Annotated in this window: 11 protein-coding genes and 1 pseudogene; 6 read left to right on the plus strand and 6 right to left on the minus strand. The window is 46.2% G+C overall.

What is annotated here, in order from left to right:
* Positions 1 to 2,163, minus strand: a pseudogene (locus QUB14_RS15800) (translocation/assembly module TamB domain-containing protein); the annotation flags it as partial.
* 454 nt (positions 2,164 to 2,617) lie between these two features.
* Here QUB14_RS15800 and QUB14_RS15805 point away from each other — a divergent pair.
* A complete protein-coding gene (locus tag QUB14_RS15805; RefSeq protein WP_333217859.1) occupies positions 2,618 to 2,992 on the plus strand; it encodes a DUF3110 domain-containing protein in 375 nt (124 codons plus the stop codon).
* A 226-nt stretch (positions 2,993 to 3,218) separates the two neighbouring features.
* Positions 3,219 to 4,133 (plus strand): N-acetylmuramic acid 6-phosphate etherase, encoded by a 915-nt coding sequence (gene murQ / locus QUB14_RS15810; RefSeq protein ID WP_333217860.1) that lies wholly within the window; start codon positions 3,219 to 3,221, stop codon positions 4,131 to 4,133.
* Positions 4,134 to 4,682: 549 nt separating this feature from the next.
* On the opposite strand, the gene QUB14_RS15815 is transcribed toward murQ, so the two are convergent.
* Together QUB14_RS15815 and QUB14_RS15820 are read right to left on the minus strand one after the other, a co-directional pair.
* A complete protein-coding gene (locus QUB14_RS15815) occupies positions 4,683 to 5,657 on the minus strand; it encodes a transposase (RefSeq protein WP_333217879.1) in 975 nt (324 codons plus the stop codon).
* A 290-nt stretch (positions 5,658 to 5,947) separates the two neighbouring features.
* Positions 5,948 to 6,361: a hypothetical protein gene (locus QUB14_RS15820; protein WP_333217861.1), complete on the minus strand. Its 414-nt coding sequence runs from the start codon at positions 6,359 to 6,361 to the stop codon at positions 5,948 to 5,950.
* 439 nt (positions 6,362 to 6,800) lie between these two features.
* On the opposite strand from QUB14_RS15820, the gene QUB14_RS15825 reads away from it, so the two are divergent.
* On the plus strand, positions 6,801 to 8,441 hold the full coding sequence (locus tag QUB14_RS15825; protein WP_333217862.1) for a bifunctional diguanylate cyclase/phosphodiesterase: 1,641 nt from the start codon (positions 6,801 to 6,803) through the stop codon (positions 8,439 to 8,441).
* A 156-nt stretch (positions 8,442 to 8,597) separates the two neighbouring features.
* Here the strand turns inward: QUB14_RS15825 and QUB14_RS15830 are convergent, their stop codons facing one another.
* The 3 genes from QUB14_RS15830 to QUB14_RS15840 all read right to left on the minus strand — a co-directional run bounded on the left by QUB14_RS15830 (position 8,598) and on the right by QUB14_RS15840 (position 11,786).
* A complete protein-coding gene (locus QUB14_RS15830; protein WP_333217863.1) occupies positions 8,598 to 9,896 on the minus strand; it encodes a CAP domain-containing protein in 1,299 nt (432 codons plus the stop codon).
* A 511-nt stretch (positions 9,897 to 10,407) separates the two neighbouring features.
* Positions 10,408 to 11,082, minus strand: a complete 675-nt coding sequence (nblB, locus tag QUB14_RS15835; protein ID WP_333217864.1) for a phycobilisome degradation protein NblB — start codon at positions 11,080 to 11,082, stop codon at positions 10,408 to 10,410.
* Between the two features lie 242 nt (positions 11,083 to 11,324).
* Positions 11,325 to 11,786, minus strand: coding sequence for a CBS domain-containing protein (locus QUB14_RS15840; protein ID WP_333217880.1), 462 nt, complete (start codon positions 11,784 to 11,786; stop codon positions 11,325 to 11,327).
* A 244-nt stretch (positions 11,787 to 12,030) separates the two neighbouring features.
* Here QUB14_RS15840 and QUB14_RS15845 point away from each other — a divergent pair, with 244 nt between their 5' ends.
* From QUB14_RS15845 to QUB14_RS15855, 3 genes are all read left to right on the plus strand, one after another.
* Positions 12,031 to 12,357: a (2Fe-2S) ferredoxin domain-containing protein gene (locus QUB14_RS15845; protein WP_333217865.1), complete on the plus strand. Its 327-nt coding sequence runs from the start codon at positions 12,031 to 12,033 to the stop codon at positions 12,355 to 12,357.
* Between the two features lie 81 nt (positions 12,358 to 12,438).
* Positions 12,439 to 13,881: a D-alanyl-D-alanine carboxypeptidase/D-alanyl-D-alanine endopeptidase gene (gene dacB, locus QUB14_RS15850; protein WP_445251847.1), complete on the plus strand. Its 1,443-nt coding sequence runs from the start codon at positions 12,439 to 12,441 to the stop codon at positions 13,879 to 13,881.
* A 217-nt stretch (positions 13,882 to 14,098) separates the two neighbouring features.
* Complete coding sequence (locus QUB14_RS15855) at positions 14,099 to 14,995, plus strand: alpha/beta hydrolase (protein ID WP_333217867.1); 897 nt, start codon at positions 14,099 to 14,101, stop codon at positions 14,993 to 14,995.
* Positions 14,996 to 15,006: the final 11 nt, after the last annotated feature.

The following is a 15,006-nucleotide window of genomic DNA, read 5'->3' on the forward strand; positions in this document are numbered from 1 at the left end:
GTCGGCAAAGTAGAGCCTACCGTTGCTACTAAAATTTATTCCGCCAGCAGTCAAATCGTCAACATTTCCCGCCGCTTGAAATTTACCTGCTAGCTGTCCGTTTAACGTTTTAAGATTTTGGATTTTAGCTTCTAGATTCTCCCGATTGGCTGGCGTTTCCCGTGCTATAAACGGCAAGCCAATATCAATCAATTGATTGAGAGCAACTTTTTCAGTGTTGCCAAAAACTTGCCAGTTACCCGATTCTAGTTCGCCATTAACATCAACAATACTGTCAGCAATATTCAGCGTTCCTTTGCCCGTCGCAGCGATCGCATTTAAACTCAAATTGTCCAGAGTTCCCGCAGCTTCGGCGGTTCCGCTGACCAAACCCGCTACTTCAGGAGGCAAATTAAGGTCTGGCAGGACTTGCCGCAAACTGTTGAGATCCACGCCATTGCCCTCAATGATAGCTTGCCACTGACGGTCTTTTAGCGCAGCATCCACGTTAACAGAAGCGTCGCCAATTTTCACAACTGTATTTTGCAAATCTGCCGAATTCCTTGCGGCTCGAATGGAGCCCGCTGCGGGGAAAGTTCCTTGCGGTGCTTGCCATTGAACTCTCGCTTGAATGTTGTCTAACGGGCCAAAAATTTGAGCTTTTGCGGAGACACTGCCAATTGTAACAGTAGCAGGAATTGGGAGAGCGTAAATTTGGGCGAGATTATCTGCAGGCAAGTTTTCAGCTTGCAAGTCAAACACCAAACCAGATGGATAATTCTTACTTTTTAAAGCAATATCAACTTCACCTTTGCCGCCAATTTTACCCCCCGCCGCAGGCACTACCAAAATATCGCTCAAAGTCAAAGCTAAAGAGGAAAACGGGGGAATAGAAGATTTAGAATTGGGAGTTGGGGTTTTAGCTATTCTCCCGCGTTCCAATTTGAAATTAGTGCTAATATTATTTAATTGCAGTCGATCGACCGTAGCGGGTTTTGTCGAGGCGATCGCACCTGTCACCACCGGTTGATTGACGGTTCCAGTTAGCTTGACATCGGCCTTCACCTCCCCCGCAACAGCAACCGACAATACTACTTTCTGTCCTAACTCTGTCTCCACCGCAGTGACAACACTTGCAAAAGCCACTGGTTGCACGCTAGTTGCCAGATTGAAGCTAGCGTTCTCCAAATTAAAATTAGTTCCAGTTGCGACTGTTCCGGCTATTCTAAGCGGAATTAGACCGTAATTAGCCGCCAGACTATCGACAATCACATTAGTTCCCTGAAACCGCAACTGACCGCTGCTATTTTGTATAATTTGTTTCAAGGGAGCAATACTCGCTTGCACTCCTCCAAAACTAGCCGTCCCAGTAATTCCCGATACTTTATTCTCTCGCACTTGCACGGTCAAATTGCCATTAGCCAGACCTTTTTGTAAAGAAATGCCGGAAAGTCTTAGCAAGCGAGCGAGGTCGGGTAAAGGCAAATTTTGACCTTGCAACTGCAGGTTAGTTTGAGCTGCAGGTAACATAGAATCAGCTTTAAGTATAAAATTATCGCTATTAGTAAACTGACCGTTTACTTCGTAGAGAACGCGCTGGTTTTGGTCGCGAAATAGAGCACTGCCATTTTTCAAATTTACAGAAATCGGAGCCGAAGTTGTCTGTCCGACTGGGGGACGCGGCACCAAAACTGCGACGGAATTTTCAGCTCGAAATGCTTCAACTTCAGTTTTAAATAAACCCGGAGATTTCTGCTCCGCAGTTGGAATATTAACCCAGCGGCCTTTAGCATCCTGTTCGATATAAGCGCTGGCTTTAACTAAGGTAATATCTAATTTGAGATTGCGGGTGAACAGCAGTTGCAAAACCGAAAACTTTACTTTAACTGCTTCTGTAGAAGCGTAATCCGGATCGGTAGGAGTTGCAGGTAAAGTCGATCGGCCAAACTGCAAACTTGTCAGAGAAAATCCCTCCAAACGTCCGAGTTGCACGGGCCGCTTCAGCAACTGACTGACTTCAGTTTCCACCAAAGGAGCTAACTTTTCCCGCACCCACTGGTATCCTACCGCCGCCCCAACCAAGGCGATAATGCCCAATCCCGTACCGCTAAGCAGCAGCAGACGCCACCAGCGGCGGTGGGGATGGGGTGCGAGTTGATTTTTGTTATCGTCGGAGTTAGTCATGGGTGTTTCTCAGAAATCAGAGAATTCAGGAATTAAGGGAATCAGCCAATTTTAGACAGGTATAATTTCTGTGATTCGCCAGCGTGGCTTCTGCCTTTGGTAGACTCAGAAGTGAGGTCGGAAGTGCCGATCGGGCGCAGCGAAGGTCGAAGGCACGCCCCCACTCCAGGGTAGACTCCAGAAACCTTTACCGAACTTAATCAAAACACGCAACATCGCCTAAAACCAAGTCCTCCAACTCCCCCAAATCCTCTAGGTTTCCCCCGCTGTGCAGGATCGGCGGTCAATCTAAAATCTCAAATATCAAACCAAGTCGTCCAAATGCCCCAATTCCTTTCGAGCCCGCCAGTGCAGGATCGCTGGTCAATCTAAAATCTAAAATATAAAATTTAAAATCGGTTGCCCGATCGCTTCTAAGATAAAAAAATGGTGGTTAAGAAGGTCTTTAAAACTTATGCGAGTGTTCGTCTTACTCTTCAATGCCCGCACCGAGAATGAGGGAATTCATACCATTCAACTCGGCGATCGCAATAAAGTTCTGATGTTTGAGTCAGAAGACGACGCCACCCGCTTTGGCGTGATGTTGGAAGCTCAGGATTTCCCCGAACCCACTGTCGAGGCGATCGACGAGGAGGAAATTAAGGATTTCTGCAACAGTGTTGATTATGATTGGGAACTCATACCGGCGGGGGCGTTGGAGATTCCGCCAGAAAACAATGTAACACAGACTCAGTGGCAGCCGGAGCCCGAGCCGGATCTCGCTCTGGATTCTGAGGTTTCCCAAAACGAACTGGATTCTATTCGCCGCCGACTCGAAGGACTTTTGTAAAAGGAAGGTTCGGCAACGGATTCTGTAGCGGATGTAACGGGTGGATATTGAGATTCGAGGCTCGATGTGAAGAAGGAAGAGGGAAGAAGGATAAATTTAATCTCTTCCAGCGTACTCAATCAAGGGCTTCATTTGTAGATACAGGCTTGCAGGCTGAACCTGGGACTTTGTATGTCTCCTGACTTCGCTTGAAGGCCGACAACTGACAATTAACAACTGAGAAAAAATGAAGAATTTGGAAGAACGGGGCCATCTGCTGACTGAACAGGTGAATACCAACAGCGAGAATTTAGACCAACTCAGTTCGATCGAATTAGTGGACTTGTTCAACCGGGAAGACGCCCAAACCTTAAGCGCGATCGCCCGTGCCCGCGAACAGTTAGCCGAAGCGATCGACATTGCAGCCGAGTCTCTGCGTCAAGGAGGCCGACTGTTTTACGTCGGTGCGGGTACTTCCGGGCGTTTGGGGGTGCTGGATGCCGCCGAGTGTCCCCCCACCTTCTGCACGCCGCCAGAACTCGTACAGGGCATAATTGCCGGGGGTGCGGGGGCTTTGGTGCGGAGTTCGGAGGATTTGGAGGATCGGGCTGAGGATGGGGCCGAGGCGATCGCCCACCGTCACATTACCAACTTAGATGTGGTTGTCGGGATTACGGCTGGAGGTACGACGCCGTTTGTCGCGGGCGCTTTGCAGGCGGCACGCCAGCGGGGGGCGAAGACTGTGTTTATGGCCTGCGTTCCCGTCGAACAAGTGAATTTTGAGGCTGATGTTGATATTCGGTTGTTGGTGGGCCCGGAGGTAGTGGCGGGTTCGACGCGCTTGAAAGCGGGTACAGTAACAAAAATGGCTTTAAATATCATTTCGACTGGGGTAATGGTGAAGCTGGGGAAGGTTTACGGCAATCGGATGGTTGATGTGGCGGTGACTAATAAGAAATTGCGCGATCGGGCTGTGCGGATGTTGCAGGATTTGACTGATTTAAGCCGGGAGGAGGCGGGTTTTTTGCTCGAAAAAAGCGGCAAGTCTGTAAAATTAGCTTTGATGATGCACTGGACTAATTTGGAGAAGGAAGAGTGCGATCGAATTTTGGGCGAGTTTCAAGGGAATTTGCGATCGGCTGTGGCATCAATTAGTCAGTAGTCAGTAGTCATTAGTTATTGGCGATTAGTTATTGATTATTAGTTAGATCGTGTCCGGTCAATTCCCTCCGCTTCGCTTCGCCCATAATTGCTGTAGGGGCAGATTAACGAACCATCTATATTGACAATGAGAGATGCGGTAAACCCGCCCCGAGGAAGGTATTCGCGCTCACTCGATCGGACATAATATTATTGGTTATTGGTAGCAGCTAACCAATAATCAATAACAAATAACAGCAGTCAACTATCAACTGTCATTTGCACTATCGATTCAAAAAATTGTGAAATCTCTTCAGTGGATCTGATGTGATAAACACTTTTGGTATTTTGAACACGATCGACATACTCGCGATATCTGGGAGTCAAATACTTGTGACACAACCAAAGAACGCGGTAACTATTAATTGAACTCTTCAAGATCAATACTCCGGACAGTTTTTAAGCAGCCAAAGTACCATAAGACAAGACTGAAGGAAGGTTAGGGTGATTTAAAATCAAATCCCGGTCTAAATCTAACTTATCAATAAAGGTACAAACTAGATGCGCGATTTTATTCCAGCCGTTTATAAGAGGCCATTGAAAACACAAAAGACTTGGCAGATGAATGACAACTAGAGAGTTGATGTTTGGCTAAATTTAAGGCAATAAGACTGGCATTAAAATGAAAATCCAGCCGTGGTAAATGACGAGCTTGACAATCAGACAATCCCGTAAATTGCTTGGCATCACGAAAAATAAATTCAATCTGGAAGCGAGCCTGATAATATTCAACAATTTGCTCAGGTGGTAAATGAATATCAGTGCTAAATAATAAAGCATTTTTGATTGTCCCGTTGGCTTGAACCTCAGAGATACAAGCAAAAAAAAATTGGCAATTTAAACAACAACTCCACACAACCAATGTATATAAGGAAACTCCAGGTTTTAGGTCTTTAACAAAATTAAGACGACTCAAATCATGGCAGTCAACCTTGCCATCATATTTGCGAGGTGCTCCCAGTTTTTTTTGTTCACCTGTATAAAGATAGCGTAGGTTAGCATCAACTCGTAACTTGCCAATAAAGTCTAAATTTAACTCCCGCACAGCATCCCAGAATTTAGAGCGGTAGTAATAGCCATCAGCCACCAAATAACGTACAGAAGTGGGGAAGAAATAACGAGTATTCTTTAGATGTTGTGCATAGTCATCAACTCTTGTGATGTCAGGCGTTGAGCTTTGAGGCTCAGGTTTTTTGCGAGATTTCTTAGACCAGCAATTCTTGGGATTTGGTGGCATTTTTTTCACCGACTTTATTTGAGGACGTGACGGAGTTTGTTGTACGCTTAAGCTATAAGATAAACGAGTCTCAATTTCGACAATAGAAATCACAGAAATTTCCAACCCCTGTTCCGATTTACCAGCTACACCATTATAAAAATAAGCTTTACCGTCAGTTTTCTTGCCACTTTTCCTGACAAAAGAACAATCAATAACAGCAATGATTGTGTGTTCAGGATTTAAGGCAACACGCGAGAAAATATTGATTAAATTGTGGAAAGTTAAAGCTTTTGAGAAAGTGACGACGGTAGGTTTTTTCGCTCAAATAACTATAACGACTGAGATTGGTGAATTTGATTTTGCCATAGGCTAGCAAAATAGTTGAGAATAAAGTGATTAAAAACTTCTTTTGGGGTTGACTAATTCCTGGCATTTGTTGTAAGATGGATTCCATAATATTCATAAGGCAATCTGTTGAGCTTGTGTGTTTTTATAGCTTAACCGAAAATAGTGCCTTTTTTTCTGTTTATTTTTGGTTCAGATTGCACTCACTGTTTTCACTTTTCTGCTGCAAAAGCGATCGCATCCCTCTTTAAAAACTGTCCGGAGTATTGCAAGATAGGACTCTTTTGGGGCCAGCCTTCTGGCGCTATAAACTTACCTGTAATCAGCCGTTTAGTCACCCACCAAAAATGCACGTATAGTGGTAAATCGATAAAAACCAGACTATCCGCCTCATTGAGTCGAAGCCAGACGGTTTCCAGGCAACCAAACCCGTCAATAATCCATCGGTCAGTAGCCAAAATTTTCTCATGGATACGCTTATATTCTTCATTTGGAACCTCAGCGCCCCCAGACTGATATTGAATCTTATCCAAGGCGTAAAGTGGCAAACCAGTGATTTCCGATAATCTCTTGCTGAGAGTTGATTTACCGCCTCCCGTATTGCCAAACACGGCTACTTTTTTCATAGTTACCCTTTTAGTAATTTAGTTATTAGTCATTAGTCATTAGTTATCAGTAGCGGACTAAAAGCTGAAGGTAGATCATTTGTAGCTTTCAAAAAAGTCGATTTTGGTGAATTGTGGCGCGGATCACACACGTTTTTGAAAAAGGCGATTAGGGTCAGTATATATATGGGTTGTTGGGCGATCACTTGGATATTTTATCAGACAAGCGATCGCGGCTCGATATTGTCGATCGATTTGTAAAATATCTGTCAAATCTAAGGCGATCGCTCCTTAGTTAAAAAAGCCGTTTCTGAAGCCAACGCACCTAGTACGAGACTGCTGGATACTCTACCCACTTTAAAATTTTAAACCGAGTCCTATGCAACCAAAGCCTAACCTTAACCTATACTCATCCTTGGGGCATCTCCCCTGGCTCAAAAAAAGCTACACTGCCAAAATTATGGTGGTTGCATTTTTAGGCACGCACGTTCCTTTGCTAACCTTAATGGTCTGGTTTCTTACCTCAAACGCTTACTCGGTAGAGACATCAGTCCGGGTTCTGCTGATTGCTCTGCTGGCGACATTAGCGGGTACGGGAGCAACGCTTTATACGCTACGCTACCTCCTGGTTCCGGTAATCTTAACCTCGGAGGCTCTACAAAACTACCTCGATACAAGAACATTGCCGAACTTACCCACAGAGTTTACTGATGAAGTCGGTACGCTGATGGCAAATTCCTCACAAACGCTTTACAAACTAGATGAATTGATTCATTACATTACCCACTACGATGAACTGACTGGATTGCCCAATCGTGACTTATTCTGCGATCGCCTGAATCAAACCCGATCCCAAAATCACTCACCCCTGGTCGCAGTTCTGGTATTGGGTATCGATGATTTCACAGGGATGCGCCATGTGTTGGAGCCTGGGATATCCGACTTACTAATTAGAGCCGTTTCCCAACGGGTGGTACAGTGCATGGATGGGTCAGATGTCTTGGCGCGTTTGGGCGACGGTGAGTTTGCGATCGCTCGCAGCGAACTCCACTCGCTGGAGAGTGTGGTCAAGCTATCCCAACTGCTGCTGAGTACGCTAGCAAAACCTTTCTCTGTAGAGGGTCAACCGATCCACCTCACCGCCAGTCTTGGTATTACATTGAACCATTTAGAAAATACCAATTCTCCAGAGCAACTTCTTCAGCAAGCTCACTTCGCACTTCATCAGGCAAAGCAGCAAGGGCGTAGTCACTATCAGTTTTATTCACCCGAAATGAACGTTCAGTTACAGGAGCGACTGACCCTAGAAAATAGCCTGCGCGGAGCGCTGGAGCGTAACGAACTACTGGTTTACTATCAACCGCTGATCGACCTCGACAGCGGACGGGTGACAGCAACGGAGGCGCTGGTTCGCTGGCAGCATTCTACAGAGGGTTTGGTCCCTCCGGTAAAATTTATTCCGATCGCCGAGGCCAATGGCGAGATCGTGCCCATTGGTGAATGGATCTTGCGAACGGCTTGCGCTCAAACCCGTAGCTGGCAAGTGGCTGGGCTGCCAGCGCTGCGGATTTCGGTGAATCTGTCGGCTCGACAATTTGAGCAGCCGAATCTGGTTGAGATGGTTCGCCAAATTCTGGCAGAGACCGAACTCGAAGCTGCGTATTTAGAACTGGAAGTGACTGAAACTGCCTTGATGACTGACATTGATCGATCGGTCAAAATCTTAACGCAACTGCGAGAACTTGGCGTGTCCCTCGCCCTAGACGACTTTGGCACAGGTTATTCTTCCCTCAACTACCTGCAACGGTTTCCGGTTAATATGCTCAAGATCGATCGATCGTTTGTCAAAGATGTACTGTCTAACCCGGACAGCGCCACCATTACTGATGCCATCATTGCTCTGGCAAAAAGTCTGCGATTAACGATCACCGCAGAAGGCATTGAAACCAAAGAGCAGCGTGACTACCTGCAAGCGCGAGGGTGCCATGAAGGTCAAGGGTTTTACTTCAGTCGCCCTGCTAACGCTGATACAATCACCAAACTGCTAAACGAGTCGTTTCAGTCTGATGCAGCATCTCTCGCTCTTGCCACCCACTTTTAAGCTGAACCAGTGCCGTGTTTTTCCGTCCACGACTGTATAACAAACCAATCTCTCAAAACAGCCACCCCGATTATGCTCTCAAAGTTAAACGTAAAGCGCTCTCGTTTTTAGATTCCTGACTTCTCCAAGAAGTCGGGAATCTGGGTATGCTGTTTTTTAGGCGTTGACAAAAACAGAAGATGTAAGCTGACTTTGACTTACACCCTGCACGATTCCCAAATAATTACTGCCCGACTTAATCGCCGTAGAAGCGATGCTTGCACCTCCATCCAACTGCAAAGTCACAGCTTCAAAAGTCAAGTTAGCAAATCCCATACCGTCAGTCAAACCAATATTATCCCCGATCTCAAAATCGGTAATCACATCCGCACTAATTAAAGTAGCCGAAGCAGACAAACCTCCTGCTACGATAAAGGTATCATTTCCGCTTCCGCCCGTTAGAATATCTTGCCCGCGATCGCCCGCCAACAAATCGTCGCTGTTACCGCCAACCAAGACATCATCTTCTTTGCCGCCGCGGATAGTATTGTTACCCTCAGATCCGATTAGTCGATCGTTATCGTTATTGCCGCTGATAAAATCATTGCCAACACCGCCCTCAATTGAATCCGACTCTTTGCCGCCGGATAAGCTGTCATTGCCGCCTGCGCCATTAATTGTATCCGCACCTTGCATTCCATTAATGCTATCAACACCTTCTCCCCCGGTGATATTGTCTTTGCCGGAAAGGGCAAAAATTGGCAATCCCGCAGCATTTGTCGGTATTTGACTATCGGCACTATCTGATAGGAAATAATTGCCGTTGCTGGCTGTATTTTTGGGTGCTGTCGTCGGGCTGCCGTCCCCTGTAGCATTGGGTATGGGCGAAGTAATCGATACCGATGTGTTGGGAGTTGGTGTGGGAGTTGGTGTGGGAGTTGGTGTGGGTGTCGGTGTGGGTGCGGGATTGACACTACCGTCAAGAGAAGTCGCAAAAACTTGCGTCCAATAGTGATTCCAATTTTCTGTGCCCGTATCGTCGGCTAAGAAATAGTAACCGATGCCAATCTCTTTGAGATTGGGGTTAAGAATGTTAGCGCGGTGGCCGCTGCTGTTCATCCATGATGATACAACTTGTTCGGGTGTAGAAGAGCCCGCAGCGATGTTTTCTGCTGCCGCTGAGAATTGATAGCCCGTTGCACTAATCCGACTTCCTAATGACGAACCGTCTTTTCCGGTATGGGAAAAGAAGTCTTGCAGTGCCATGTTTTGGGTGTGATTTTCCGCCGCATTTAGTAACTGAGTATTTAAGGTTAGCGGGGACAAACTCAATTTGCTGCGTTCGATGTTGGTAAGTTCTAAAACTCTATTAATAAAGTTTTGATTGGTTGGGCTTGGTGCTACTTGAGAGGCCGATCGCTCTTCTGTTAAAATGTCCAAGGACTGAGAGCCGGAATTTGATAGTTGTTCAAGCATGGGGATGATAAACAGTTTTAAGACTTGGTTTTGCTGGTAGATTGCTTACCGTCTTAACGATAGTTTCCCCGATCCCTAGCTGGCTGGGCACAATTCAATAATTGTGTTAATCCCTACCGCTGCTCTATTTATTCTAATTATAGCTGTTGTCAAAGTGCGGATGTCAAGATCCCGGCTATGGTTGGGAAAGGGAAGAGTACGCTGGAATTTAAGGAGAGTTTCAATGGAATTTGCGATCGCCCGTCGCATCAATACAATTTTAAATTTGAGATTTAAGATTTGAGCTTTTTCCTGATTAGTAAGGTTGGCGCTACCCAACCAGCCCGCTGGCTGGCTAGAAACCCGGTTTCTACAAGTTTTGCAGACAGGAACAAGAAATATAGGAAGAAACCGGGTTTCTGAATTCTGTGTGCGATCGCGAACAGAGTTGTTACTAGAACCCGCACAAAAAATTCTAAATTAATTCAAAATTCACAACCGCGCAGGGTTGTTCGCGATCGCCAAAGCAATCTCAAGATTTCAAACTATTTTCTTGTCCGGCTTTAGCTTCCTGAGCAACTTGTTCAACCTCATCTTTGGCGAGAATTTCCAAAGCTGTCTGTGCTTCTGCACCGCCCAACCGCCCCAAAGCTTGGGCGACTCTGTAACGGATCTGCCAATCTGCATTGGAAGCGTAGGGAAGCAGCAGCGGCAGCGCCCGTTTATCTCCCAATTCACCTAATGCGCTGATGGCAATGGTTTGGATCAATTCGTTTTCAGAATTCAGGGCATTTTCTAACATCGGAAAGGCTTTCGGATCTCCCATTTCTCCCAAAGCCGCGACGATGCTCAGTTGCACCAGCCATTCAGAGGTACTGCTATAAACTTGCTGCAAATCTTCTAAAGCATCGGTTAATTTCAATGCGCCCAAAGCATCGGCTGCTGCTGCTTGCACGTCGGGTTCGGGGTCGTTGTTCAAGCTGTTTCGCAGTACCTCTAAAGCGTTCGCCAGATTCTGCGTGCCGAGGGTTGATAATTGGCTGACTGCTGCGTAGCGAACCCGGACGTTTTTGTCGCCGATCGCAATTTGAATCAGTTTATAGGCGATTGCTGGTTCTAGTTGCCGCAGTTGGTTGACTGCTCGCAGTCTTTCGCCAAAATCCTCGGAATTCAGCAATTGTTCGACAGACTCAGGGGTAATGCTCATTCGATTTTAAATTTGATAATTGGGAAGAAGGAAGAAGGAAGAAGGAAGAAGGAAGAAGGAAGAGGGAAGAGGGAAGAAGGAAGAAAAAAAAATAGCTCTGCGTGTATTCCTGACTTCCTTGTCGTCAATCTCGGTAATTGGTAATTGCAAAAAGTGGGCGAGATTGAAAGAGCGATTCCCTACGGGATAGCTTCGCTTCACGGCTTATTTTCTGATACAGTCCTAGAACTGCAACAGTTAATTTAAGATTCGGCAGCCATCGATCGGATAATATCTCCCCTAGTGAGGATGCCGATTACTTTGCCCGCAGTATCAAGCACGGGCAATCGGTGGATGCTGCGATCGTGCATCAGTTTGGCAGCTTCTTGGACAGATTTGTCGGGCCCGATGGTAACTGGCTCTGTACTCATCGCTTCTCCTACTGTTTGTCCTAAAGCCTTGTGCAGATCTCGCTCGTAACGAGATGGATTTTCTAAGTAAATCACGCTGTCGAGCACCATGATGTAAGCGGGGGGAGTTACGCCGGTTTCCCGCCACATCAAGTCGGTTTCGGAGATGACTCCTACTAACACGTCATTCTCATCTACGACGGGAAGACCGCTAATGCGTCGATCGGCTAAAATTTTAATCGCTTCGTTCAAGGGCATTTCGGGTCGCGCCAAAATCGGCTCGCGGCTCATTACATCGGCTACTGTTTTTGGCATGATTAGCGGTTGATTGAGTTGTTGCTCTAAATCGATCATATCGGGAAAGCGTGACACAGACTGAAGAAAGGCAGCTCTGCTGGAGGAATTCGTTAGAAGGTAGAAGGAAGGAAAAAGTTTGAATGCCAGAATTTTGCTGTTTTTTTCGATCGCACTATAAAATTCTGCCGTTTGCCTCCCTCCGGCGAGCGATCGACCTGACAAGATTGTTAAGATATCTTAAAGAGCCGATAAATCCTTACCAATGCCAGAATCTCCAACCCGAGAACCAGACTCCCAACCAGAAGCGCGCTGTGTATTGGTTTGCCAGTATCTATCTTGCCTGAAAAATGGTTCAGCAGCAGTGCTAGCTGCTTTTGAAGCTCAACAACTTGCAGGGGTGAAAGTTGAGGCTACTAGCTGTCAGGGACAGTGCACCACGGGCCCGACTGTGCGAGTTACCCCGGACGAAATTTGGTATTGTCGAGTTAAACCGAGTGATGTACCGTTAATTGTGGAAGAGCATTTCAAAGAGGGAAAACCTGTAGAAGCGCTGTTCAATCCGAGAATTCATGCGCGTTATTATTATTAATATTGACTTGATTCGGTGAAACTTCCAAGCTCTGGCGCATCTAATTTTAATAGTTTTTGTTAAGGAACTGCCACTTTGAAAATCCAAGGAATTGCGCTTAGTTTGTTAGTGCTGGTGCTGGGGCGTCCGTCGGCGGTTGCTGCTCAAACGTCGGGGGTTTCTGGGGATATTTGTCCTGGGGAATTGGGGGCGCAAGTAGATGCGATCGCCAATCGTCCCGAATTTAGTCGCTCGCGCTGGGGCATTTTGATTCAACCTCTATCTTCTTCTACTACTCTCTATAGCCGCGACGCCACCAAATATTTTATTCCCGCATCAAATACCAAGCTGCTAACTACAGCCGCTGCTTTGCAGAAACTCGGTGCAGATTTTCGGATTAAGACATCGGTTTACAGCGGCGAAAATGGAAGTTTGTACGTTGCCGGCAGGGGAGATCCGAGCATTGCTGAGCCTCAGTTGAAATCTTTGGCGCAGCAGTTGAAGCAGCGGGGAATCAGTCAAGTAAACGAGTTGATTGGCGATGACAGCTATTTTCAAGGCAGTGCAGTCAATCCGAATTGGGAATGGGAAGACGCGCAAGCTGGCTACGGAGCGCCGATTAACAGTTTAATTTTCAATCAAAACGCGATCGACCTTCTCTTGTCCCCGCAGGCTCTCGGGCAACCTCTGAAAGTTACTTTTGCCGAACCTAAGCAGGCAAATCAGTGGCAACTCCAGAACAATTCAGTAACTGTCGCCCAAAACGAATCTGAGTTTATTGAAGTTGGCCGGGAGTTCGATCGACCTATAATTCGAGTGAGCGGACAGTTGAAAGTTGGTGGCGAACCTGAATCAGCTTATGTGGCAGTTGTCAACCCCGCTAATAATTTTTTGCAGCAGTTTCAGCAAGTTCTAGCGGCTGAGGGAATTCCTGTTAAACAGGCTTTAGTTGCCTCGGCTTCTCGCAATTTAAATCAAGAATTAGCGACCGTTGAATCGCCGCCTCTGGCGGAATTGGTGAGAGAAACTAATCGCGAAAGCAACAATCTTTATGCAGAAGTTATATTGAGATTGCTGGCAAAAGTTACAGACAAGATGCCCCTGCCGCCAGAGGATACAGGTGAAATGGGTTTGAAAGAGTTAAAGACAGTTTTAACTCAATTAGGAGTCAATCCAAACAGCTACATATTAGCCGACGGTTCGGGCTTGTCTCGGCACAATTTAATTAGTCCAGAAGCCTTGGTGCAAACTTTGAGAGTTATGGCCAATTCACCTGCAGCATCTATTTACCGCCAGTCACTGCCGATCGCTGGGCAGAGCGGCACTTTGAAAAATCGCTTTAATAATACACCAAATCGCGTAAATTTGCAAGCAAAAACAGGAACTATGAGCGGAGTTTCGGCGCTGTCGGGATATATCGAAGTTCCGAATTACGAGCCGTTGGTGTTTAGCATTATCGTCAATCAATCTGACCTATCGACTGCAAAAATGCGATCGGCAACGGACGAAATTGTGCTATTATTGAATCGCCTGCGCCGCTGTTAAAACAACAGATTTAAGGTGAGAAAGTTAAGCTCAGTAGTTACACCTAAAAAACCGGACACCTAAAAACCCTACAAGTTTTAAGTTTCATTAGATTGCAGCGACGGGGATCGAAAAGCAGCTACAATAAAAGTAGAAAAATTAAAACCATTGGGCCGTTTTAGCCTGCTACCAGTCGGCGGGTTGTGTACTTCCCGAAAATAAGTCTAACTTTCCAACTATGAATTCTTTCGATTCCGAACAGAAACACATCTTCGTCGAAACCAATAACATCCGCCTGCACTGCGTTTCTCAAGGAGAAGGCGAGCTTGTTCTCCTCCTGCATGGGTTTCCAGAGTTTTGGTACTCTTGGCGTCATCAAATTCCTGCTTTAGCGCGTCATTTTAAGGTTGTGGTGCCGGATTTGCGGGGCTACAACGATTCCGACAAGCCGGAAAGCGGCTATGATTTAGATACGCTGAGCGCGGATATTCGCGGTTTGATTGCGAGCCTCGGTTATAAAAAAGCTCACGTTGTAGGTCATGATTGGGGAGGAGCGATTGCGTGGCACTTAGCTCAAAAATTCCCCGAACAACTCAACCGCTTGGCAATTTTAAACGCTCCGCACCCGCAGCGATTCGTGCAGGAAATGGCGAGCAATTTAGATCAAATCCGCCGCAGTTGGTACGTTTTGGCGTTTCAGGTTCCCGGCATTCCCGAATGGTTGATCCGGCAAAACTTGAAAGATTTTGTTCACAATGTTTTCCAAGGACAAGCTGTTCGCAAAGGATCTTTTAGCGCTGAGGAAACTAAGATTTATCAGACTGCTTTAGAAAAGCCGGGAGTATTAGCCGCCGCTATCAATTATTACCGCCAGATGTTTCATCCGCAGAGGCTTTGGAATTTGGCGGAGAAATTAGAACCTGTGACAGTGCCTACTTTGGTGCTTTGGGGAGAAGAAGATGCGTTTTTGAGCCACAAACTTGTAGAAGGTTTAGACAGATTAATTACGGCTCCGTTTAAGTTAAAATTAGTTCCTAACTGCGGCCACTGGATTCAGCAGGAAGCGCCGCAAACGGTGAATCGAGAATTGCTGAGCTTCCTGAGAAATCCTTCTGGTTCTTTGGCTTTGGCATAGAAAAAAATTAA

The organism is Microcoleus sp. B3-D2, assembly GCF_036705345.1.
GTDB lineage: Bacteria > Cyanobacteriota > Cyanobacteriia > Cyanobacteriales > Microcoleaceae > Microcoleus.